Source organism: Candidatus Cloacimonadota bacterium (assembly GCA_021734245.1).
In the GTDB taxonomy this organism is placed as follows: domain Bacteria; phylum Cloacimonadota; class Cloacimonadia; order Cloacimonadales; family TCS61; genus B137-G9.
The window spans coordinates 56,275-77,583 of the sequence record JAIPJH010000002.1; the positions used below are offsets into that span (position 1 = coordinate 56,275).

Consider the following 21,309-nt stretch of genomic DNA (forward strand, 5'->3'; position numbering starts at 1 on the left):
TTTTTTTTAAATTTTACTTATTATATTTTTTCCAAATTCAAAACACTCTTTTTTTGCCTGTTCATCGGGATTCCATTTTGCTTTCAGCGGCTCTGCAATGATCTCAAAATCAGCTTCTGCCAGTTTTTCTGAAAGCAGTTTGGGCGATTCACCACTCCAGCCATAAGTTCCAAAGGCAGCAGCTTTTTTGCCAGTGAAACTCAGGCCTTTGACCTCTTCCAGAAGAGCTGCGATACTGGTAAGAATTCCTTTGTTGATCGTGGGCGAGCCCAGTAGAACCAGCTTGGATCTGAAGATTTCCGTGATGACATCATTCTTGTCGGAATGCGCCACGTTGAAGAGCTTAATATTGATCGCAGGATCGGCATTTTTGATACCGGCTGCTATTGTTTCAGCCATTATTCTGGTGCCATTCCACATGGTGTCGTAAACTATTGTCACCTGATCTTCCTGATAGGCATCAGCCCAAGCCAGATATTTTTCAACGATTTGAGCCGGATTGTCTCTCCAGATAACGCCATGACTGGTACAGATCATATCCAGAGGTAATTTCAGTTCCAGGAATTGCTGGATTTTTTTTATGACAAATTTACTGAAAGGGGTTAGAATATTTGCGTAATATTTGATGCATTCCCGCCATAATTCATCCTGATCGACCAGATCGTTGAACATGAATTCGCTGGCATAATGCTGGCCAAAAGCATCGTTGCTGAACAGCACATTATCCTCAGTCAAATATTCAAACATACTGTCTGGCCAGTGCAGCATGGGAGCTTCTACAAAGATCAGTTTTTTGCCGTTGCCGATTTCCAGAGCATCACCTGTTTTCACGACTTTAAAATTCCAGTCCTGATGATAATGTCCTTTGATCGAATCGAGTGCATTTTTGGTGCAGTAAATTGGTGTGTCTGGTATTTCTTTCATCAGTTCAGGCAAGGCACCGCTGTGATCTATCTCGGCATGATTGGCGATGATGAAATCGATTTTTTTCAGATCGATCTCTTTTTTCAGATTTTCCACGAATTCTTTAGCAAAAGGCTGCCACACTGTGTCGATCAATACATTCTTTTCTTCTCGGATCAGATAGGAATTGTAAGTAGATCCCTTATGTGTGGAATATTCCTCGCCATGAAATTTTCTCAATTCCCAGTCAATTTTACCTACCCAGTAAATGTTGTTCTTCACATTAAAACTCATTTTATGCCTCCTATTTGGCTTTTTTTAAAATTAAATAATCTCACCCTGAATCGATACGACATTCACACGCGGCATGATAATCTTTCCTGCTTTCTCCATCGCTTTCTGCACGATCCATTCAGTGCCGCCGCAGCAGGGAACTTCCATGCGCACGATAGTGAGAGATTTGATATCCTGATTAATGAAGATCTCAGCCAGTTTATCTATATATTTATCAATATCCTTATCAAGCTTTGGACATAAATTTATCACAATTTTGCCTTTCATGAATCTTTGATGGAAATTGGGATAGGCAAATGGTACACAATCGGCTGCAATAAGCAGGTCAGCATTTTTCAAATATGGTGCATTGGGATTCACTAAATGCAGCTGTACCGGCCATTGACGCAGTTCTGATTTTAATTGAACATTATGATTTTCTTGTGGTTTTTCTTCTCGTTGGATCGCCTGCGCAGCAGTTCCCGGACATCCACCGCTGGGACAGGCATCCTCATCTACTTTTGGGATCGGAAGACCTTTCTTCATCAGGATTGCCACAGCTTGTTCAAAATATTCAGTCTCGCCATGATCTTTCAAATGCTTCAGATGAGCTTTGATAGTATTCTTTCCTTTGGGAATGATGTTTTCTTCCATCACCCTTGCTTCATCATAAGCTTCTGCTTCTCGCTCAATTGTATTGATAGCACCTTCGGGACATTCTCCCAAACAAGCTCCCAAACCATCACAAAACAGATCACTTACAAGTCTTACTTTACCGTCGATGATCTGCAAGGCTCCTTCCGGGCAGCCGGGAATGCACAACCCGCAACCGTTACATTTTTTTTCATCGATCTCTATTATTTGTCGCTTCATTTTTTACCTCATATTTAACCGCAGATGTTCGCAGATGAACTCTGATAATTTGCCTCAGACTTTCGCAAACTTACCCTGACGTTCTATAATCCGTGTTATCCGTGAGCTCATTTTTTTCATTGTCTTTCTGATGTGCCCTTGACATGCTCCACATTGCCACAGACTTTCTCAGACTGACACTGACTATCTAATCCGAGTTATCCGTGTAAATCCGTGAGCTACTTTACACCATCACCGTTTTTGTAGCCGGTTTCGGCATTTTCATTACCAGCACTCTCACATCAGTATCAGATTCATTGTAAATGCAATGTATAATATCTTTTGGGCTTTCAATGATATCATCTTTTTTAACCTGAACTTTTTCATCTCCCACCATGATCGCGGGTTTGCCTTCTAATACATAAAAAGCTACATCAACGGGCGTGATATGCGGCTTCAGGCTCTCTCCCGCTTTCAGCAGCAGATGCATGATAATCGCATGATCTTTGTCGTAAAGCTTGAAAGATTGAATTCCATGCGGATTTTTGCTTTGTTCTAAATTTTGAAAATTCCTAATCTTCATTTTTATCTCCTATTCTGGTACTTTAATACTATTTTATTTTAAAAAAATTTTAACTAAACTCCGATAATTTCATATTCTTAAAAGTATTATAAATTTCCTGAGAAATTCTGTTCAATTCTGTATTGAAAATGCAGGTTTTAAAAGCACAATTTACTTTACCGAATGGACAACCGTTCAGCCGCACTTTGCTTTCGATCGTTTCCAGGATTTCCAGAAAATTTATCTCTTCCGGGGCTCGATTCAGGGTAAAACCACCAGCCGGACCTCTGACAGAATTAACCAGTTCCGCTTTACTAAGCTTTTGGAAAACTTTGGCCAGATGTGCTTCTGAAGCCTGCAGAACTTCTGCCAGCTTTTTCACACTAACCCTCTGGGGAGTTTGCTGTGCCATATAAGCCAAACCATGGAACGCCAGAAAAGCTCCTTCCGAAATATTCACTAGACTATTCATTTCACTTCCTTATTCTTATTTTGGTACTCAAATACCTAAATACTTGTTTATCTGTCAACAACTTTCTCAAAAATCATACCGGACCTTCAAAAAGACCATATCATTCTCATCATACTGTCCAAAATTTCCTTCTTCTCCCACAAAGATATTTGCTCCCAATTGAGCTTCAAATCCATCCGCCAGATCATAAACTACTTTCGGGCGCAGAAGAGCATCTTCGTTGTTTATGCCGTAATATGTGAAAAATTCAAGCCGCAGCGTTTCACGCAGAAAATCTTCTGTCACCAGAAAAGTCATGGTGCTGGAAAATTCATCATTGCGAATATCGTCTTCATAATCCAGAATATATTCCTGAATAAATTGCCAGCTCACATTCAATCCAAACCAGTTATGATCGTAACCCACAAGATAGTGCACATAGTTCTTTTCTTTTATGCCATTTACGTTCAGATTTTCAGCAGCAAATTTCTTATCAAAATACCAGGCACCTTCTCCGCGCACAACTGCCCCGCCGAGTGATTTGCTGAAACTGGCACCAGCCAGAGGTAGTCTGTGTTGCTCAGGTTTGATCAAAAGCGTTGAATCTGGCTGAGTATATATATGCATGGCAGGATTATCATCCCACATCCAGGCAGCCATCAATTCAAAATCGATCGCACTTCCCAGATAAGAATATTTGAACGCAAGTTCGCTATTTGAAAGTTTATTTTCTACTTCAGCAATGGAATAATCGTAAGAAACCGGCATCGGAAAATCCGGCATCTGCGGAGCCCAGATCGAGTTCTCAGCCGGCTGAATAGTAGATTGAAATATGGGAAGCCAAACAGCCTCGAAAGTTGAATTTCCCAGATAATAATCTAATTTTACAGCATTCACACCGATTCGGATCTCCTCAAAATTTGGTAAAATAAATTCCATTAGATTGCGAGGAGAGATCACATCAGTGATGAAAACTCCATCTGCTTTTCCCCAGATTATCTGCTGTTTTCCCACCCGCAGATCAAAATTATCAAAATAGATATCCAGATAGGCCTGCCGCAGCGAAATATCTATCTCATTATTAAGTGCATTATGGTCGAAAACCGGATTTACAAAAAGCCCCACATCTCCTTTACCGTAATCCAGACGCCAGTCAAAAGTATTTTGCAAAACGGAATAATCTCCATCCTGCTGGGAAAGTGCACCCAGATATAAACGTACAAAACCGTGATGAACGATTTGGGCGTTCAGCAAGAAGGCGGAAAGCAGTATCGTGATCATAAATATTTTTTTCATGTTTTCTCCTTTGTTCTCAAAGCAGAGCTTTGAGTTACTTGTATCGTAAACATCCTTGTTTGCGAATCTACAATCCTCTTTTCATCATTCTTTCCGTGAAGTTATTATCATCAATGCCGATATCCAATCTCACTTCTTGCAGATACATTCTGGTAGTGTGATCTTTCTGCACATTATGCATCTCCGATAATGTGATGATGAAGTAATCTTTAATCGTTTTAACTTCTTTTACTTTGAGGATTTTCAGCAGATCTCCGTCCTCATCATAAAATTCCTTTTTTTTGCCGATCCATTTATCTTTGATGACCCAGGTAATTGTTTTGGAATACATATATCCTTCTTCCTTGGGAATGCTTTCCACCACCAAACACAGCTCTCCATCGATGTTTTCTTCCCGCAGAAGTTTATGCTTATCCGCTTTGGGATGGCGGTCGCCCAGGTCATCATAAGTGAAGTCGGATCCCATAAAATAATCACTTTTACTATCTGAAGAAATTCTTTTTACTTTTTTTAAGGCAGGAAGATAAATCCACTGATCATCATCCTTACCTTCTTCTTCGTAGCTCCAGTTCATAAAAGAAGTATTGCGTACATCTGCCGGAGCCAGGAAGAACATGATCTTCTTTTCCATCTCGCCATAATCTTTCAGGAACTGCCTGATCTCGCGAACTCGCTGCTCGCCGCGAGAATTTATCAGCGACATTGTCAGATTACCCTCCTGATCTTCGCCGGTGGAACGGTTATAAACATTTTCGATTATCTGCTGACCCGTAATATCCTGTGCCAGCATGGCAGCAGGAAGCAGCAAAACTGCCATCAGAATAAGTGAAACCTTTCCATTTGAAAGGCTGGTGAATTTGATTTTTTTAAACATTATTTCCTCCTGTTTTTGTTTTTTTTAGAATCCAAATGGATCTGCGATCATGCCAATTCGAAGCACGCTCAATGTATTTTTAAAATGGATGTTATAATAATCCTGGCCATAGTAATACTGCATGAAGAAACGAACATCTTCGAGGAATTTCGGATTGTATGACAATAAGATTGAACCGCTGAATCGCTTAGAAAAATCGAATACATCAGCACCTTCCATCTCACCAAAGATAAAAGTGGAATTTACGATTGCTCTTAAATGCGGTCGCTCTTTCAGATTTTCAGTTTTGTTTTCCAGTTCGCTTTTTCCGGAAAATATGGACGTGAATGCATCCCTGGTAAATTTGAAAATTTGTATATCATTGTGCCACCGAATGTTACCGTACATATCGTTCAACACCTTATCTTGCATACTCTCGGGATGATATTCGATGGAAGACCTGAAAAATTCAGTAGCATTGGGATGAAACGAGAACAGCTTGGCATAAAAAAAACCCAGCTCCAGATAGTTCGTGGAAAAAGAACCATTTTCCGTATTGATACTGCCGTCGGGATTAAAAAATTCACCATCCTGCCCATTGGAATGATGAACGATCCTGCCGAAAAGATAGAAGATATTGGATTTCATGGGATTAAAATTTTTTAGTTGATTATAAAATGTGATCTGAGGTAAGTAGCTGGGAGTGGCAACGGGTTCGGATTCTTCTCGATACATCCGCACGATCACTTTCGGCGTCAAAACCGCACCAGTGCGTGAGTTTCCCCTGATCCTGATTAAATAATTCGGCACCATTTTCGCTTCAAACCACAGCGGTTTCAAATTACCGAATCCACCCAGAATAGTTATGTACCCCAGTTCACTGTTTGCCAGTATATAACGAGAAAATCTCTGCTGATCGTTTTGGGCAAAAATCGTTGCTGAAACTGCAATTATCAGCAGAATCATTAAGATTTTTTTCATTTACTTTTTCCTGAAAAATAAATTCGTTTTATAAAGTAGCAGATACATAATCGTTACCGTTCCCAGAAAACTGGTGAACATATTCAGGGAAACCAGAGCTCCCAGGCTTCTGTTGGGTGGGAAGACAGAGAATAACAATACCAGGAATCCGGCAATTACAACAGTCGCATTGAAGATAATTGCTCTACCCGAATGATGCATTGTTTTCTGCATGGTCAGCAGTTTATCACCTGTTGCTGCGGCATTGATCTTGTATCTTTCAATGAAGTGTACGGCATAATCTATCCCGATCCCGATTGCGATACTGGAGATGAGGGCAGTAGTTGTGCTGAGCGGAATTTTCAAAAGTCCCATCACGCCAAATCCGATTACAGCTGTGATGACGATGGGCACCGAACCGATAAGACCAGCCAGCAAATTCTTGAACATAAGGGTAAGCAAGATAATGATGATGAATAGTGACATGATCAGGCTTTTGATCTGTCCTTCCAGAATGAGATCGGTAAAAACCAGACCTTTATAACCAGAGCCGGCATAATTCACTGTTATTCCCAGTTTTTCAAAATCCTCACTATATTCTTCCACAACTGCAATGGCGCTGTTTATTGCTTTGGAGTTATCGCTTTTCAATTGAATCGTTACATTTACAGTTTTATAATCATAATCCACAACTTTCCAGAGGTTTTCCGGATCTCCGCTCATTTCATAAAGGAGAAGATATTGAGCATTTAGTTCTTTGGAATCCGGGATAGTTTCAAATTCCTGCTTATCGGCATGCATAACTTTGTTCATGCGTTTCAAATAATCTGCCAGAGAAAAGGAATTTCCCACAACTTCCAACCTGCTTTCCACCTCGTCCTGCAACTTATCGATCAGTTTCATGGCAGCGGGAGATTTCATGACATCTTCGGCTCCTTCCAGAATTACATTCAGATTGCTGGTCCCACCGAAGTTTTCGTTGATGAAAGCATCGGTAAGCACAATGTCGCTGTCCTTTTCAAATTTATCCAGAAAGCTGGAATTGATCCAGACCTTGGTGATGCCGTAAACAGATGTAGCCACTATGATAATCGTTAGAAACAGGGTGATCGTTTTATGTTTGATCACACCTTCGGCAAATCTGCTTGATAAAGTATTTTCTGCTGGATTCTGTCTGGAATTGACTTTTCGTTTTCTTTTGGGAAAACCAAACACCAATATGGTAGATGGGATGAGGATCAGTGAAAACAGCATGGCAGCTATTACACCAAAAGCAGTGAATACCCCGAAATATTTGATGGAGAAAACTTCGGATGTGAGCAGCGAAATAAAACCAACCGAAGTTGTAACAGACGTCATTACAACCGGTTTCCACATATTTTTCAGCATATCTGTTACAGCTTCCCGTCTGCTTGCCTTCGGATTTTTTTTCAGAAACAGATCAAGATGGCTGTAGAGATGAATTCCATCTGCCACGCCAATAGCGATCAACATCACCGGGATCATGGTGGAAACAGCATAAATCGGAATATGAAGAGCAGCCATCAAACCAAAAGCCCAGACAACACTGAAGGTAACCACCAGCATTGTAGAGATCATATTTTTGAAGCTTTTCAGCACGATCAACAGAACCAGAATTATCACTGCCATCACGATCGGCACCATCTTCTGCATATCTTTCGGACCCAGATACGCCATCGTTCCTTCCACGATAGGAACACCTGCCACATAAAGCTTTTCGGGGCCTTCATAGGAATGCACCAGCTCCAGGATCTGATGATAAAATTCCTGACTGAAAACATCATCGCCAATTTCGGCAATGATCACACTTACAGTTTCATTCTGCGAAACAAGTCTGCCGAAGATCATTTCATTGTTTCTCACTTTTTCAGCAATTTCCTGTAAACCTGATTCCGTATCAGGAACTTTTTTGAAAAATGCTTTCACATCCATTCCGTCTTCCGTGCCAATGATATTATCAGCAGTATAAAGCGATGTTACATCATTCTTATCTATTTCCGGCATCTTTCCCAGTTTAATGGTAAGGTCTTTAATTTTTTGCAGTGTACCGGTCTGATAAACTCCCTTCGGGTTTTCTATGGCGATGATGATGCCGTCCTGAATATTAAATATTTCCTCGGCAGAATCGCTGTAGATAAAAGCCGGATGATTTTGCGGCATATATTTATCGAGGTCGGTTTCCATTCTGCTGTTTTCTTTCATCACCATAAAAAAGGCAATAGTGATGATGAGCAATACCACAATAATGGTTTTGGGAAATCTTATTAACTTATTTAACATTCTTTCCATTTTTTTTCTCCTTTTCTTCAAGTTAATTTCTACTAACCTTGTTATCACTAAATAATCAACCTACACTGATAATCTTTTTAATATCTTCACAAAGCTGTCTGCCTTCTGCTTCCAGGTTGAAGATCATGCCGGACATGCTCCACTGTGTTATCAGCAATCTCATTGACCCAATCACTAATCTGCTGATACTTAAAGATGTTATGTCAGATCGAAGCTCATTAGTATCCTGTCCATCTTGAATGATATCTTCCAGCATCTTTCGGGATTGATTCATCATGCTTTTCATCTTGATAAGCAGGCTTTCATCAAATTGAAAATTCGCTTCCGAAAAGATGACTCTGGCATAATGCGGATTTTGATTGATGATGTTTAAATGCTCGAAAATAAAATTTTCAATTTTCTTAATTGAATTTGAATTACCTTGCAGTTTCTGCAAAGCAGGCTGCATCTGATTTTGAAAATATTTGATGATCGCTTCCATGATATGCAGTTTGCTGTCGAAATGACGATAGAGAGCAGGTTCTGTAAGTCCCATTTCCTGCGCCAGTTTTTTGGTGGTAAGATTTTGCACTCCATTAACAGCGATTATTTTGATCGCTGTTTCGATGATCTGCTGTTGTCTTTCACTGAACATTATCACTTCCTCCTCTGTTCACCAAGTTAGTGAACACTAACAAGGTAATGTAAAAGTCCAAGCTGGCAAATTTAATTTTTTGTTAAATTGATATTCGTCTTCGCACTTGCAGTTACATTATTTTATTGGTTTTATTAAGATTATGTAACTGTATAAAGCAAAACGAGTAGTGATGGTTTACTACAGAATGTTATTGACGAGTTCGAAATATCCAATATTTAGACTGTAAAAAATGATAAGATTAATGGATTTCTGAGGAAGAGGTGTTTATGATAGAGTTGTTATTAAAAGAATAATTATTCTTTATTGAAGAAATGATACGATCTATGGAGAATGGAGATGAGTGAAAAACTGCAATCCAATAAATTTTTACTAATTGAGATCAAAGGACTTATCGAGGAAAGCAGGCGGCAGTTAGCCATCGAAGTCAATACTGCTATGTCACTACTTTATTGGAATATCGGCAATCGCATACATCATGAAATTCTAAAGAATAATCGGGCAGGTTACGGCGACAGGATAGTAAAGACGTTGTCTGCACAGCTAACAGCAGAATACGGACGAGGTTTTTCCGAAAAGAATCTCAGACGAATGATCCAGTTTGCAGCAGTTTTTCCGGAAGAAGAGAAAGTCGTATCGCTGATACGACAATTGAGCTGGACTCACATTCTGGCTCTCAAACCCATTGATGATCTATTGAAGCGCACATTTTACATCGAAATGTGTAAATTGGAAAAATTGCACAGAGCTATTGCAATTGCGCACAATCGCTTATCTGAAGATAGCAGGGAAAATTAAAGTGAAGAGAAAACGAAAGAGAAGGAAATGAAAAACAAATTTTTCCCACCTCGTCCCGATTCAAATCCCAAGATCTATGCCTACGAAGATACAAATCCGCAATATGGAGAATGGAGATGAGTGAAAATAATCAGCAATTAGCAACTAAAGAATTCTTTCTAATTTACGAATCGGAAGATGGCAGCATCAAGCTGGATGTAAGGCTGCAAAACGAAACACTCTGGCTCACACAACCACTCATGGCAGAGCTTTTTCAAACTACCCAGCAGAACATCAGTCAGCATATATTGAACATCTACGAAGAAGGTGAACTGGAGCAGAAGGCAACTCACAAGAAATTCTTGTCAGTTCGTCAGGAAGGTTCGCGACAGGTTAAGCGAAAGTGTTTCCAAATTAACAAAAATAAGAAACTAAAAGAAACAACAACCGATAGAGTTGATCTTGGATGTAAGCTTTTTAAAATAAATCAAATGATCAAAACTCATTGACTATTATCATTATTATCTTTTTGTTACCCGAGAGGTTGAAATGAATGTTAGCGTGCTTCCAATGACAAATGAGAATATTGATTATCTCATTACCTGTGAAAAGGAAATCACAGAAATAGAAAGGAAAGATTTTAAGATAGAACAAGGGCATAAAAAAAATAGTTTTAAATTAAAGTCAAAAGACAAGAAGTATGAATTTTATGCTTTTATGAGGATAAATGAAGAATTTTCTGAAAACTTCAGCATCGGGTTAATATTTCATCCATTTAGTGAGAAAAGTATAATGTTATTTCGTTGTAACGGTCCTCATAATCATAAGGAAAGACCTAATTCTGAACATCATAATAATTATCATTATCATTATGAGATAGAGGAAAATATCTTAGAAGATACTAATCCGATGAATCATTCTAAAATAGTAAAAGAATATTCGACCTTTCCTGAAGCATTCCAATTCTTCATTAAGTACTGCAAAATTCAGAATGCTGAAGATTTTTTCCCAAATTTAACTGAACCAGTCTTTGGTTTCATGGAAGATTAATTATGAATTATTTAGATATAATTAAAGCAGAGTTTAACAACAAAGTCAGTTTTGTTGAAAAAAGACCAGGTATCTATCAACTTATCTGTCCTTTATACCATGAAGATGGCGATATGGTTGATGTTTTTATTTCAGAAATCTCGGAAAATATAATTAGGATTTCAGATTATGGTATGACAATAATGAGGTTATCTTACACTTATGATTTAAATACAGAAAATAAAATTAAAATTTTCAATCAAATGATAAAAGAGAATAATATTAATTCCGATGATGGTAAACTTTATATCGATTCTGAGATTAGTAATTTATTTTCTTCAATAATGCATTTCTCTCATGTAGCTGCCAAAGTTAGTAATATGAAGTATTTTAAAAGAGAAATGATAAAGTCTCTTTTTTATGAAATGCTTGAAGAATATATCGATGAGAAATTTAGCCCTAGTTATAAGATTGAAAAAAACATTTATCCGATTCCTGAAAGAGATGATTTAGAAGTTGATTTTTCGTTTATATTACCTAATCATCCCATTTATTTATTTGGTGTAAAAGATGTTACAAAAGCTAGATTGACAACAATATCTAATCTTGAATTCTATCGAAATAATTTGAATTTTAAGAGTTTCATCGTCTATGAGGATATTAATAATATAAACGCTAAAGATAGAAATAGACTCCTTAGCGCTTCAGATAAACAGTTCCCAAGTTTTGAAGACTTTAAATTACATGGTGAGCAATTTATCAGAAGGGAAGCAAAGATTAGTTAATAGCTAATTCACTATCCACGTAGTCGTCCTGCACTTCCAATGAAAGTCAGAACCTGACTTGTGAGTGGAAACAGAGTGTGATTTCCGGAGACTCCAATTGCTTTCCCATGCGGATCATATTCATTCTTCTGTCATCACTATCAAAAAATCACCTTCCTGTAGATCTTCTTTGGAATATGTTAATTCGCTATTCGAAACTATTGGTGTGATAACAGCAATGTGAAGCATAGGTTCCATAATCTGCAGTTTTTGTGCAGTTCCCAGATGTTTCCGACTGTGAAAATCTCCATTGAAGTGGAGAACTTTTTTTCGTGGTAGAAAGCGCTGATACTTTAAGATCGATTCTGCCATTGTATCGTCTTTGATGCATTGAGCTGCATAAAGCAGTTCCACATCCATTTTCATTCCCATAGGATTATCGGGAATATGAGCCAGATTTTCTTCCATCATGCTTACAAATCTACGTTTATACTCATCATCAAAAACCTTATGTTTTTTTGCCACGTATTTCTTCTCTTCAGCAGGAAGTGAATCAAGTGCGTTAATTCCCTTTTTGTTTATCATTGCTGCATATCTGCGGGGAATATTAGCGGCCACCAGAGTGAGTTGGTGTTTTTTGGCAAAATCAACTATTGGCTTATAATCCGGAAGATAATTCGACCAGGCACGGGAAGCCAGCATGAATTCTTCCTCACTCATTTTTCCTGCCAGATATTCATCAACTACAGGTTGAACATCTCTTTCGAACATCTCCATGGAAACTATCAAATCGGAATATTTGGCCTGCATCTCTTTCAGAAGTTCAAATTCTAAATGATGCAGCAGCTCATTTTCATGCAATTCTCCAAAGAAAACCACGTCGTAACTCAAAGCTTTTTCTGCCAGTTCAAACAGTGTTATTTCTTCTTCGGTTATGGATTCAATTATCTTATATTCGTAATTTTGTGCATATAAAAATGCCATGCCAGCAAATAGAATTATCATCAGTATTCTTTTCATTCTCTTTTCCTCACTCTAATCAAAAATCATTTTATAATATTTATATAATTTTGTTTCAATATCATACAAATCAAGATTGCGACTGGCTCGCAAAAGTTCCTTTCCATCCGAATAAACAATAAAAGTGGGAACTGCAAAGGCCATGAATTCACCGGCTGCTGCAGGATGATCATCTAATTCGATCAATTCAAAATCTGCTTTGGAATATTTTTGTGCCATTTCCCTGAGTTGCGGCTGCAGAACTTTGCACACATTACAGTCTTTTGTAGTGATATAAACAAATGAAAATTGCTTATGTTTTATTTCAGCGAAGTCCAATTTAAGTTTTCCAGAAACTAGAAAATCGCTTCTTTTAAAATTTTAGGATCAAGACGATGTTTGGAACCTTCGCCTTCAAAAAAACAATGCTCGCGGATCATGTGAATGTTGAGCGGCGTCCAGCAGAGTTCCAGATCATTTTCTAAATTTTTCAGCGTTATCGATCCTTTGCGAAAAGCTCCGGGATGACCGAAAGGACAGATGATCTTGCCGCGAAATGAATTGTAGAAAACTTCATATTTCCCGTCCATAACTATCGGACCGATGTAAGATTCAAAAGCTTTTTCGGTAAAATATTCCAGCCGATCAGCTATAACATCGGTAGTTAAATCCAACTTTATCAAACTCATTTCATCGGTTCTGATAATCTCATGAAAATGGCGATTGTCCTTTCCCAGAAAGCCATCGATGCTGATAACGCCTTTTTTCATATTGTTATGGATCTTCTTTTCCTGTGGCGTTTCTTTCATATCATCTTCTCCTAAGCAAAACTGTCATAATAAATTTTATCTTCAGGAATGCCGCGTTTTTTCAGATCATTGGTAACTGCCTGGATCATGCCGGGACTACCGCAAAGATAGGCTTCCGTGTTCTTTGGTTCTTTGATGAATTCATCGAAGAACGGCATCACATAACCACATCTGCCATCCCAATCACAGGCTTCGGTAGGTTGGGAAAGTATGGGATAATATTTGAAATCAGGCAGTTTTTCTTCAAGTTCCTTGAAGAGTTCTGTGTAATATAATTCCTTTCTCTGTCTGGCACCAAAAAAGTATCCCATTCTACGGGGATTTTCTCGTTTTGCCAGATATTCCAGCATAGATTTGATAGGAGCTTTGCCGCTTCCGCCGGCTACAAAGATCATGTCGGCATTTGTATCTCTTATATAAAAATCGCCAAATGGACCAGTTACGTTTACCTTATCACCTTCTTTCAGGAATTCATGTACCCAGGTCGTACAAATTCCTTCCGGAACTTTGCGGATTATCAATTGTATAAAATCCTTATTATCTGGACTGCTGGAAATGGAATAAGCACGGGAAACTGATTGTTTCACCTTTCCGTAGCGCGGTGAGATGAGCTGCATGTATTGTCCGGCTTTAAAATTAATCTCATTCGGCTCCAGCAAATCCAGTGTAAGTTCTTTGATATCATAAGTCAAATCGGATATTTTACTTACTTTTGTCCTAAATTTTTTGATGTTAAAAATTTCTTCCGGAATTTCAATTTCGATATCTTCTTTTACCTTTACCTGACAGGAAAGCCGAATATTATTTTTTATCTCTTCTGCATCAAGATAAGGTTTTTCTGTTGGAAGAAGCGGTCCACCACCGGAATCGATCTTACATTTGCAAAATCCACAACTTCCCCTTCCACCGCAGGCAGATGGAAGAAATATTTTATTTTCGTTCAAAGTGGAAAGTAGAGAACTTCCGCCTTCTACTTTTAGTTCTTTTTTCTTATTAATGGAAATTTTACATTCACCATAATTGGCAAAGAAATAATCTGCAATCACCAAAAGCAAAGCCAGAAATCCTGAAATTCCTGAGACAATTAGAACTGTATTTATAATTGTTAATATCATATTACTTGCATTCCTGACAGAGAAAAGACCCCTCGTAATCTTCCCTTCCAAGGGGGAACTAACTTAAAGATTTTTGTTTTATAATATTTCATAAATACCTGTTTATTGAATAACAACCACCCCAGAAAAACCGACAAAAGCCAGTGCCATGATTCCGGTAGTGATAAGACTGATTCCTGCTCCTACCAAACCTTGAGGAATATATTTATCTTTTATTTTCTGTCGGATTCCTGCTAAAGCCAGAATTGCCAGAAGCCAGCCCAATCCTGCTCCGGCACCAAATGCAACTGACTGCAGGAATGTATATTGGCGAATTATCATAAACAGAGAAACTCCCAGAATAGCACAATTCACCGTGATGAGGGGAAGAAAAATTCCCAGAGAATAATACAACAGCGGAGAAAATCTTTCTACAACCATTTCCGTTAACTGCACAAAGGCAGCGATCACAATAATAAATATAATATATTGCAGATAAATAATATCCAGCGGAACTAAAATGTAATGATAAACTACATAGTTTATGGCAGAAGTCAGTGTCATCACAAAAACAACTGCAAAACCTAAACCAAGGGAAGATTCCACCTCTTTGGAAACCGAAAGGAAGGAACACATTCCCAGAAAATTCGTCAGCAAAATATTGCTGGTAAAAATAGCTGCTACAAAAATAATGAAAGGACTTAATTCCATGTTCTATCCTTTTTTCTGATCAGTTTTTGAATTTATGAACCAGATGAGAATCGCTAACATAAAAAATGCACTGGGAGCCATTACCATAATCGACCATTTCGTCCACCAGTCTCCCAGAACTCTAAAACCGAAGAGCGTTCCGAATCCGAAAAGTTCACGAATAAAAGCGATCACAAGAAGCACAATTGTATATCCAATTCCAGCTCCGATGCCGTCGATCATCGAATCGAGCGGTGAATTTTTGCCGGCAAAAGCTTCTGCTCTTCCCATGATAATGCAGTTCGTGATGATAAGTCCTACATACGGCCCCAGAGATTTACTGATCTCGGGATAGTAGGCTTTCAGGAAAAGATCCACAATTATTACATAGGAAGCAATGATAAGCGTTTGCACCATCATTCTTACTCGTTTGGGAATAAAATCTCTGATCACTGAAATCGTGAAACCTGAAAGAGCAAGTGTGAAAATTACACCCAATCCCATTACTAAACTGTTCATCAGTAAGTTTGTTACGGCGAGAGCAGAACAAATTCCCAAGATCTGCTTCCAAACTGAATTTTCGGTGAAGGCACTTGTAATAAAAATTTCTTTTTTTGTCATAGTTCAGAAACCCCTCTGTCACACAAACTTGCGTGACATCTCCCCTTTACAGGGGAGGAATTTGGAGTAGGAAAATTTATTTCCATTTTCCTTGTTTCCCCCCCTGACAAGGGGGATCAAGAGGGTTAAGAAAATTTCTTTTTTTGTCATAATTCAGCACCTGATTTTATCTCGTTCCAAAACTCCGTTTGGGAACGCATATAAACAGCGAAGCTCCTGTTTCGCAAGACGCAAACTATTGCGTCTCTACATTCATAAATCAACATTCTCTTTTTCAGATTCATCGTTCTCCAACCAACGGCAGATATGCTTCCAAATTGTTAGAAATCATGTCTACCACAGACTTGCTGGAAGCAGTTGCACCGGTAATCTGATTTATCTGCTCGGCAGACGTTTTTTCTTCTTCGGGTACAAGTTGAAATGTTTGAATAATTCCATTATTGATAATAATCTTATTCTGGAACTGATCTTTGAACCAGTCTTCAGTAATTCTGCCGCCCAGGCCGGGTGTTTCATTCTGATCGATAATTTCCAATTTTAAAATTTTCTGCAGATCTGGAGAAAGTCCCAGAAGCGCATCGATGGTTCCCCACAATCCTTTTCCGCGAATCGGAAGGCAATATCCCAGAATCACTGAATCTCTGGAAGCAATATAATAATTTATTTCAGTAGTTTCTTTTGAGGAAATATATCTGGAAAATTCTGCCTGCACATTTTGGGTTGGAAGTTCAAAGATTTTCAGGATCGATTCCTGCAATTTCATTTGTCGATATGCATTTACCTGATCGATCGTAAAATGATAGAACGTGGATAATATTCCCACAAAAATCACCGTAACCATTACCATGAAAACAATCGGATAAGCTCTGGTTTCGCTGAATGATTTTTTTATTTTTTCTTCCGCCATCTCACTTCACCTTTGCTTTATTCAAGCCAAATTCAATTATCGGCATAAATGTATTACCCAGCAGAAGTGCAAACATGAAACCTTCCGTGAAAAGTGAATATTTGCGAATGAAAACCGTGAGAAATCCCACCAGAATTCCATAAATCCAGATCGCTTTTTTGTTCTTCGGCATCGAAACCGGATCGGTGATCATGAATATAGCTCCAAACATAAAACCACCACTAATGATGAACGGAAGCGGATTCATTCCATAAAATATAGTTGTGAATATGGTGAACGAAAACAGTAGCGATAAGATCGCCTGCCATTTTGCTGTTTTAGTAATAATAAGATAAATTCCTGCCAGTAAAATTAGCAGAGCGGATGTTTCACCGGCACTTCCTGGAATAACTCCCAGAAATAATTTTGAAAATGGCTCAATGACACCAGCAGCGTTGAAGTTGGCAATTGGAGTAGCTGAAGTGACTGCATCTACATTCATCCAGCTTAAAAAACCGCCCGGAAATTTTTCAAAAGGATGTAACCAGTTCATGGTCATGGCATTGGGAAACGAGATGTAAATAAATGTTCTTCCTACAATGGCAGGATTGAACATGTTCATTCCAAAACCACCATACACCATCTTACCAAAACAAATCGCCACGATCGATCCTACTGCGATCATCCAAAAAGGCAAAGTTGGAGGACAGGAAAGTGCCAAAAGCGATGCTGTTACAAAGGCAGCTGAAGAAACTTTTCCAGATTTCTTTTTCCTGACAAATAGATATTCAGTAAGAAAAGCAAAAATATTGGAAATCAGAACCAGGATGAGAACTCTCCAGCCAAACAGAAAAATGGAAAAGAGTAATATTGGAATTAGTGCATAAAGCACTTTGTTCATCATTTTTTGCGGCATTATTAAATTTTTCATAATTATTTTTTACTTTTACCAAATTGGAAATTTTAAAAAAAAATTTCTATCACATTAGAATAAACCCTTAATATTTCCATCATCATCGATATCGATTTGGAGTGCAGAAGGTTCTTTGGGAAGACCTGGCATACGCATAATATCGCCGGTGATCGGAATTAGAAATCCTGCTCCGGAAGCCACCAGAATACGACGAACAGTAACTAAAAAATCTTTGGGTCGTCCCAGAAGTTTAGGATTGTCGGAAAGTGATTTCTGAGTTTTGGCAATGCAGATAGGAAGCTTGTCATAACCATATTTTTTGATTGAACGCAGGTCTTTTTTTGCATCTGGCTGGAAATCGATTGCTTCTGCGCCATAGATCTCTTTGGCTACTTTCAAAATTTTATTCTCTACTGTATCGTTCCAATCATAGAGAAGTTTCAATTGGCAATAATGACCTTCTACCAAATCTACTACTTTTCGTGCCAGATCAAGTCCGCCATCTCCACCTTTTCCCCAATAATCTACGATCGAAGCACCAAAACCATTTTCCAAAGCATAATCTTCCAACAGCTTCAGTTCTTCATCGCTATCGGTGTGAAATTTATTTATTGCAACGATAGATTTCATGCCAAATTTGCGAATATTTTCCAGATGTTTGCCCAGGTTTTCCAGACCCTTTTTCACAGCTTCCGAATTCGGTTCATCCAGATCCTTAACTTTAACTCCGCCGTGATGTTTTACTGCGCGCGCAGTAGCAACCAGTACAACAGCGGAAGTACAGAATTTGCCGTAAGGACACACAATATCAAAGAATTTTTCAGCTCCCAGGTCGAAGCCGAAACCTGCTTCGGTGATCACAAAATCAGCGAGCTTAAGAGCTGTTTTAGTAGCTAAGATGCTGTTAGTTCCCTGAGCAATATTGGCAAAAGGACCTCCATGAACAAAAGCAGGAGTATTCTCAATCGTCTGCACCAGATTTGGTTTTAGTGCATCTTTGAGAAGAGCGGTAATAGCACCTTGAAATCCCATGTCTTTTACTTTTACAGGTTCATTTCCATAAGTAAAAGCAACCGTTATCTCACCGATCTTCTTCTTTAATTCTTCCAGATTGTTGGCAAGACATAAAATTGCCATGATCTCGGAAGCAGGAGAAATATCAAATCCATCTTCGCGGGGAACACCCTGGGTTTTTCCACCCAAACCAATAACAACATTTCGCAGCGATCTATCGTTCACATCCATTACTCGTTTCCAGGAAACGGTTCGCGGATTTATCTGAAACGGATTGCCGTTGTAGATGGAATTGTCGATCAGAGCGGCCAGGTTGTTGTTGGCGGCGGTAACAGCGTGCATATCTCCGGTAAAATGAAGATTGATATCTTCCATCGGAAGAACCTGCGAAAAACCGCCGCCGGCAGCTCCGCCTTTGATGCCGAAAACCGGTCCCAGAGAAGGTTCTCGAATTGCTACTATAGATCTTTTGCCAATTTTATTCAAAGCCATTGTCAAACCGATCGATGTTGTCGTTTTTCCTTCGCCAGCCGGTGTAGGTGTGATCGCCGAAACTAATATCAACTGACCTTCGGGATTATCTTTCAATCTCTGGATCGCATCGAATTTGAGTTTGGCTTTATATTCTCCATAAAGTTCCAGATCTTCTTCTTTCAATCCAATAGAAGCAGCTACATCGATTATTTTTTTCAGTTTAGCTTTCTGAGCTATTTCTATATCGGTTTGCATGTTACGGCTCCTTGATTGTAGAGATTATAATATTTTCTTTATTCTGCTGAGTTTTGCTACATGAGATACTTCTTCATCGATTATCGCATCGATGATCTTCTTGGATTTTTCATTGGTAGTTTCTTTGCTTACCGAGAAAAAGAAGAGCAATGTATCTTTTTCGAATTGGATGGCAAAATTGATGATCTCCATTTCATCTTTGGCAGAAGCCGCTAATTTAATAGAAGCATCCGGTTTGCTGAAAATATGAGAATCTGTAATTGAACGAAGATAGGAAGCTGCTTCCTGCCAATCGATAGGATCACCAAGATCGGCATAATCAGTTTCTGTTCGAAAGCTTTTAAAAGTAGCTTCATGTTTGATCTCATCATTTTTAAGCTCTTCCAACAGATCTTTTGCTTTGGAGCTGAGATCTTTTCTCTTGAGAGCTTCATCGTAGAATTTATAGCCATTCTTCTCGATTTGAATAGCCAGTTCAATAACTTCATTTACTGAGAAATTTTCCATTTTTGAATCTCCTGATCTATTTTTTTTAATTTTCCTTTAGAATATGCTCATCATAAAGAGTTTCAAATTTCAGTTTATGTCCGGCTTCTTCGCTGGCCAATTTCTTGAAAAGAGTTTCCATTTCTGTACCGGGAAAATTGCTGGCTAAAGCCGTGTAAAGGTTTTTAGCCTGTTCTTCTTTTTTCATGGCAATGATGAGAATATCTTGATATGACATATCTTCTTTGGGTTGAATATCGACCACATAATCTGCGATATGCAGATCTGTAACTTCTTTTACTTCTATTTTTTGAAATCCCTTATCTCGAATATTTTCCAGAATTACAATATGGCCTTTTTCCATATTTTCCAATTCTTTCAGCATTTCTTTTTGAGCATTGAATTTGACTCTGGTTTGCAGATCCTGATAAAATCTGACAGCATCTTTTTCTCCATCAATAGCAAAATCAATCACTTCATTGAATTTGTCTTTTGTCATGATTTCTCCTTAATATTGTTTGTTTTCTTTTTATAGAAAACAGGAAACTATCTGAAAAAATAAACGGGAGCAACAGATAACTGCTGCTCCTGAAATGATATCAATCGACCGGGCTGAAAAGATCTTTTCCAACGCCGCAAACCGGGCAAACCCAATCTTCGGGCAGATCTTTGAAAGCTACATTGTCATTTTCGGCCGGATCGTAGATATATCCACAAGCATCACATACATATTTTTGCATTGCTTCCTCCTGTTATATTTTGTAACTGATTAATAATTTTCCACCCAAACTTCAAAGTGATCGATGGGATGATCGCAAACAGGACAAACATCCGGAGCTTCGATCGATTCCATTATGTGTCCACAGTTGCGGCATTTCCAGTAAACTTTGCCGTCTTTTTTGAAAACTGTATGTTCTTTTACATTTTTCCACAATTTGCGATAGCGCTCTTCATGACGCTTTTCTACCAGAGCAACTTTCTTGAAGACATCGCAAACTTCTTTGAAGCCTTCTTCTTCGGCTACTTTAGCAAAAGTAGGATAGAGGTCTGTCCATTCTTCGTTTTCACCATTGGCAGCACATTCCAGGTTTTTCAGTGTGTCGGAATAACAAACCGGATAATCTGCCTGAATAGAAACCATTTCATCGTTGATTCCATTTTTAATGAGCTGTTTCATAAAAAGCTTGGCATGTTCCTTTTCATTTTCGGCTGTTTCATTGAAAATTTCTTCTATCTGACGAAAACCTTCTTTTCGTGCTACGGAAGCAGCATAATTATATCGCATCCGAGCTTGTGACTCGCCGGCAAAAGCCTTCATCAAATTTTCTTTTGTCTTTGAATTTTTAAAATCCATTCAATTCCTCCATCTATTTTTTTAAATTTATAATTACTAAATAAGTCAAC

At 38.4% G+C, this 21,309-nt stretch carries 25 protein-coding genes and 1 pseudogene; 4 read left to right on the forward strand and 22 right to left on the reverse strand.

Going from position 1 to position 21,309, the window contains the following annotated elements; translation table 11 throughout:
- Positions 1–6: 6 nt before the first annotated feature.
- From K9N40_00800 to K9N40_00840, 9 genes are all read right to left on the reverse strand, one after another.
- On the reverse strand, positions 7–1,197 hold the full coding sequence (locus K9N40_00800; protein MCF7812999.1) for an anaerobic nitric oxide reductase flavorubredoxin: 1,191 nt from the start codon (positions 1,195–1,197) through the stop codon (positions 7–9).
- 30 nt (positions 1,198–1,227) lie between these two features.
- Positions 1,228–2,049, reverse strand: coding sequence for a 4Fe-4S binding protein (locus K9N40_00805; protein ID MCF7813000.1), 822 nt, complete (start codon positions 2,047–2,049; stop codon positions 1,228–1,230).
- Between the two features lie 223 nt (positions 2,050–2,272).
- A complete protein-coding gene (locus tag K9N40_00810; GenBank protein ID MCF7813001.1) occupies positions 2,273–2,611 on the reverse strand; it encodes a cupin domain-containing protein in 339 nt (112 codons plus the stop codon).
- Between the two features lie 49 nt (positions 2,612–2,660).
- Positions 2,661–3,062 carry an Rrf2 family transcriptional regulator gene (locus K9N40_00815; GenBank protein ID MCF7813002.1) on the reverse strand — a complete coding sequence of 134 codons (402 nt, stop codon included), beginning with the start codon at positions 3,060–3,062 and terminating at the stop codon, positions 2,661–2,663.
- A 66-nt stretch (positions 3,063–3,128) separates the two neighbouring features.
- Complete coding sequence (locus K9N40_00820; protein MCF7813003.1) at positions 3,129–4,337, reverse strand: hypothetical protein; 1,209 nt, start codon at positions 4,335–4,337, stop codon at positions 3,129–3,131.
- 67 nt (positions 4,338–4,404) lie between these two features.
- Positions 4,405–5,211 carry an outer membrane lipoprotein-sorting protein gene (locus tag K9N40_00825; GenBank protein ID MCF7813004.1) on the reverse strand — a complete coding sequence of 269 codons (807 nt, stop codon included), beginning with the start codon at positions 5,209–5,211 and terminating at the stop codon, positions 4,405–4,407.
- A 24-nt stretch (positions 5,212–5,235) separates the two neighbouring features.
- On the reverse strand, positions 5,236–6,171 hold the full coding sequence (locus K9N40_00830; protein MCF7813005.1) for a hypothetical protein: 936 nt from the start codon (positions 6,169–6,171) through the stop codon (positions 5,236–5,238).
- Positions 6,172–8,460, reverse strand: coding sequence for an MMPL family transporter (locus K9N40_00835; protein MCF7813006.1), 2,289 nt, complete (start codon positions 8,458–8,460; stop codon positions 6,172–6,174).
- A gap of 55 nt (positions 8,461–8,515) precedes the next feature.
- Positions 8,516–9,094: a TetR/AcrR family transcriptional regulator gene (locus tag K9N40_00840; protein MCF7813007.1), complete on the reverse strand. Its 579-nt coding sequence runs from the start codon at positions 9,092–9,094 to the stop codon at positions 8,516–8,518.
- A gap of 339 nt (positions 9,095–9,433) precedes the next feature.
- On the opposite strand from K9N40_00840, the gene K9N40_00845 reads away from it, so the two are divergent.
- The 4 genes and pseudogenes from K9N40_00845 (at position 9,434) to K9N40_00860 (ending at position 11,685) form a co-directional block, all read left to right on the forward strand.
- Positions 9,434–9,892, forward strand: coding sequence for a DUF1016 N-terminal domain-containing protein (locus K9N40_00845; GenBank protein MCF7813008.1), 459 nt, complete (start codon positions 9,434–9,436; stop codon positions 9,890–9,892).
- Between the two features lie 110 nt (positions 9,893–10,002).
- Positions 10,003–10,272 (forward strand): annotated as a pseudogene (locus K9N40_00850) (cell filamentation protein Fic).
- A gap of 148 nt (positions 10,273–10,420) precedes the next feature.
- The gene (locus tag K9N40_00855; GenBank protein MCF7813009.1) at positions 10,421–10,921 is read left to right on the forward strand and encodes a hypothetical protein; all 501 of its coding nucleotides are present in this window, start codon (positions 10,421–10,423) and stop codon (positions 10,919–10,921) included.
- 2 nt (positions 10,922–10,923) lie between these two features.
- Positions 10,924–11,685 carry a DUF1828 domain-containing protein gene (locus K9N40_00860; GenBank protein MCF7813010.1) on the forward strand — a complete coding sequence of 254 codons (762 nt, stop codon included), beginning with the start codon at positions 10,924–10,926 and terminating at the stop codon, positions 11,683–11,685.
- 120 nt (positions 11,686–11,805) lie between these two features.
- Here K9N40_00860 and K9N40_00865 read toward each other — a convergent pair whose 3' ends face one another.
- The 13 genes from K9N40_00865 to K9N40_00925 form a co-directional block, all read right to left on the reverse strand.
- The gene (locus K9N40_00865) at positions 11,806–12,684 is read right to left on the reverse strand and encodes a ChaN family lipoprotein (protein MCF7813011.1); all 879 of its coding nucleotides are present in this window, start codon (positions 12,682–12,684) and stop codon (positions 11,806–11,808) included.
- A gap of 15 nt (positions 12,685–12,699) precedes the next feature.
- On the reverse strand, positions 12,700–13,002 hold the full coding sequence (locus K9N40_00870; protein ID MCF7813012.1) for a thioredoxin family protein: 303 nt from the start codon (positions 13,000–13,002) through the stop codon (positions 12,700–12,702).
- A 17-nt stretch (positions 13,003–13,019) separates the two neighbouring features.
- Positions 13,020–13,472, reverse strand: a complete 453-nt coding sequence (locus K9N40_00875) for a hypothetical protein (GenBank protein MCF7813013.1) — start codon at positions 13,470–13,472, stop codon at positions 13,020–13,022.
- An 11-nt stretch (positions 13,473–13,483) separates the two neighbouring features.
- Positions 13,484–14,587 carry a 2Fe-2S iron-sulfur cluster binding domain-containing protein gene (locus K9N40_00880; GenBank protein ID MCF7813014.1) on the reverse strand — a complete coding sequence of 368 codons (1,104 nt, stop codon included), beginning with the start codon at positions 14,585–14,587 and terminating at the stop codon, positions 13,484–13,486.
- A 102-nt stretch (positions 14,588–14,689) separates the two neighbouring features.
- Complete coding sequence (locus K9N40_00885) at positions 14,690–15,277, reverse strand: NADH:ubiquinone reductase (Na(+)-transporting) subunit E (GenBank protein ID MCF7813015.1); 588 nt, start codon at positions 15,275–15,277, stop codon at positions 14,690–14,692.
- Positions 15,278–15,280: 3 nt separating this feature from the next.
- Positions 15,281–15,877: an NADH:ubiquinone reductase (Na(+)-transporting) subunit D gene (locus K9N40_00890; protein ID MCF7813016.1), complete on the reverse strand. Its 597-nt coding sequence runs from the start codon at positions 15,875–15,877 to the stop codon at positions 15,281–15,283.
- A gap of 280 nt (positions 15,878–16,157) precedes the next feature.
- A complete protein-coding gene (locus K9N40_00895) occupies positions 16,158–16,784 on the reverse strand; it encodes an FMN-binding protein (GenBank protein MCF7813017.1) in 627 nt (208 codons plus the stop codon).
- Position 16,785: 1 nt separating this feature from the next.
- Entirely contained in the window at positions 16,786–17,694 is a 909-nt protein-coding gene (locus K9N40_00900) for an RnfABCDGE type electron transport complex subunit D (protein ID MCF7813018.1), read from the reverse strand.
- A 54-nt stretch (positions 17,695–17,748) separates the two neighbouring features.
- Positions 17,749–19,419 (reverse strand): formate--tetrahydrofolate ligase, encoded by a 1,671-nt coding sequence (locus K9N40_00905; protein MCF7813019.1) that lies wholly within the window; start codon positions 19,417–19,419, stop codon positions 17,749–17,751.
- Positions 19,420–19,443: 24 nt separating this feature from the next.
- Complete coding sequence (locus tag K9N40_00910; protein ID MCF7813020.1) at positions 19,444–19,926, reverse strand: ferritin family protein; 483 nt, start codon at positions 19,924–19,926, stop codon at positions 19,444–19,446.
- Between the two features lie 25 nt (positions 19,927–19,951).
- Positions 19,952–20,404, reverse strand: coding sequence for a ferritin family protein (locus K9N40_00915; protein ID MCF7813021.1), 453 nt, complete (start codon positions 20,402–20,404; stop codon positions 19,952–19,954).
- Positions 20,405–20,504: 100 nt separating this feature from the next.
- Complete coding sequence (locus tag K9N40_00920; protein ID MCF7813022.1) at positions 20,505–20,645, reverse strand: rubredoxin; 141 nt, start codon at positions 20,643–20,645, stop codon at positions 20,505–20,507.
- A gap of 29 nt (positions 20,646–20,674) precedes the next feature.
- Positions 20,675–21,259: a rubrerythrin family protein gene (locus tag K9N40_00925; protein MCF7813023.1), complete on the reverse strand. Its 585-nt coding sequence runs from the start codon at positions 21,257–21,259 to the stop codon at positions 20,675–20,677.
- Between the last annotated feature and the right edge of the window lie 50 nt (positions 21,260–21,309).

Bases quoted from the DNA above. Each gene is read 5' to 3' on its own strand.
- K9N40_00860 (MCF7813010.1), top strand. From the start codon at position 10,924: ATGAATTATTTAGATATAATTAAAGCAGAGTTTAACAACAAAGTCAGT.
- K9N40_00845 (MCF7813008.1), top strand. From the start codon at position 9,434: ATGAGTGAAAAACTGCAATCCAATAAATTTTTACTAATTGAGATCAAA.
- K9N40_00920 (MCF7813022.1), bottom strand. From the start codon at position 20,645: ATGCAAAAATATGTATGTGATGCTTGTGGATATATCTACGATCCGGCC.
- K9N40_00810 (MCF7813001.1), bottom strand. From the start codon at position 2,611: ATGAAGATTAGGAATTTTCAAAATTTAGAACAAAGCAAAAATCCGCAT.
- K9N40_00800 (MCF7812999.1), bottom strand. From the start codon at position 1,197: ATGAGTTTTAATGTGAAGAACAACATTTACTGGGTAGGTAAAATTGAC.
- K9N40_00895 (MCF7813017.1), bottom strand. From the start codon at position 16,784: ATGGCGGAAGAAAAAATAAAAAAATCATTCAGCGAAACCAGAGCTTAT.
- K9N40_00875 (MCF7813013.1), bottom strand. From the start codon at position 13,472: ATGAAAGAAACGCCACAGGAAAAGAAGATCCATAACAATATGAAAAAA.
- K9N40_00910 (MCF7813020.1), bottom strand. From the start codon at position 19,926: ATGGAAAATTTCTCAGTAAATGAAGTTATTGAACTGGCTATTCAAATC.
- K9N40_00925 (MCF7813023.1), bottom strand. From the start codon at position 21,259: ATGGATTTTAAAAATTCAAAGACAAAAGAAAATTTGATGAAGGCTTTT.
- K9N40_00820 (MCF7813003.1), bottom strand. From the start codon at position 4,337: ATGAAAAAAATATTTATGATCACGATACTGCTTTCCGCCTTCTTGCTG.
- K9N40_00905 (MCF7813019.1), bottom strand. From the start codon at position 19,419: ATGCAAACCGATATAGAAATAGCTCAGAAAGCTAAACTGAAAAAAATA.
- K9N40_00880 (MCF7813014.1), bottom strand. From the start codon at position 14,587: ATGATATTAACAATTATAAATACAGTTCTAATTGTCTCAGGAATTTCA.
- K9N40_00890 (MCF7813016.1), bottom strand. From the start codon at position 15,877: ATGACAAAAAAAGAAATTTTTATTACAAGTGCCTTCACCGAAAATTCA.
- K9N40_00835 (MCF7813006.1), bottom strand. From the start codon at position 8,460: ATGGAAAGAATGTTAAATAAGTTAATAAGATTTCCCAAAACCATTATT.
- K9N40_00915 (MCF7813021.1), bottom strand. From the start codon at position 20,404: ATGACAAAAGACAAATTCAATGAAGTGATTGATTTTGCTATTGATGGA.
- K9N40_00825 (MCF7813004.1), bottom strand. From the start codon at position 5,211: ATGTTTAAAAAAATCAAATTCACCAGCCTTTCAAATGGAAAGGTTTCA.
- K9N40_00840 (MCF7813007.1), bottom strand. From the start codon at position 9,094: ATGTTCAGTGAAAGACAACAGCAGATCATCGAAACAGCGATCAAAATA.
- K9N40_00865 (MCF7813011.1), bottom strand. From the start codon at position 12,684: ATGAAAAGAATACTGATGATAATTCTATTTGCTGGCATGGCATTTTTA.
- K9N40_00805 (MCF7813000.1), bottom strand. From the start codon at position 2,049: ATGAAGCGACAAATAATAGAGATCGATGAAAAAAAATGTAACGGTTGC.
- K9N40_00900 (MCF7813018.1), bottom strand. From the start codon at position 17,694: ATGAAAAATTTAATAATGCCGCAAAAAATGATGAACAAAGTGCTTTAT.
- K9N40_00885 (MCF7813015.1), bottom strand. From the start codon at position 15,277: ATGGAATTAAGTCCTTTCATTATTTTTGTAGCAGCTATTTTTACCAGC.
- K9N40_00815 (MCF7813002.1), bottom strand. From the start codon at position 3,062: ATGAATAGTCTAGTGAATATTTCGGAAGGAGCTTTTCTGGCGTTCCAT.
- K9N40_00830 (MCF7813005.1), bottom strand. From the start codon at position 6,171: ATGAAAAAAATCTTAATGATTCTGCTGATAATTGCAGTTTCAGCAACG.
- K9N40_00855 (MCF7813009.1), top strand. From the start codon at position 10,421: ATGAATGTTAGCGTGCTTCCAATGACAAATGAGAATATTGATTATCTC.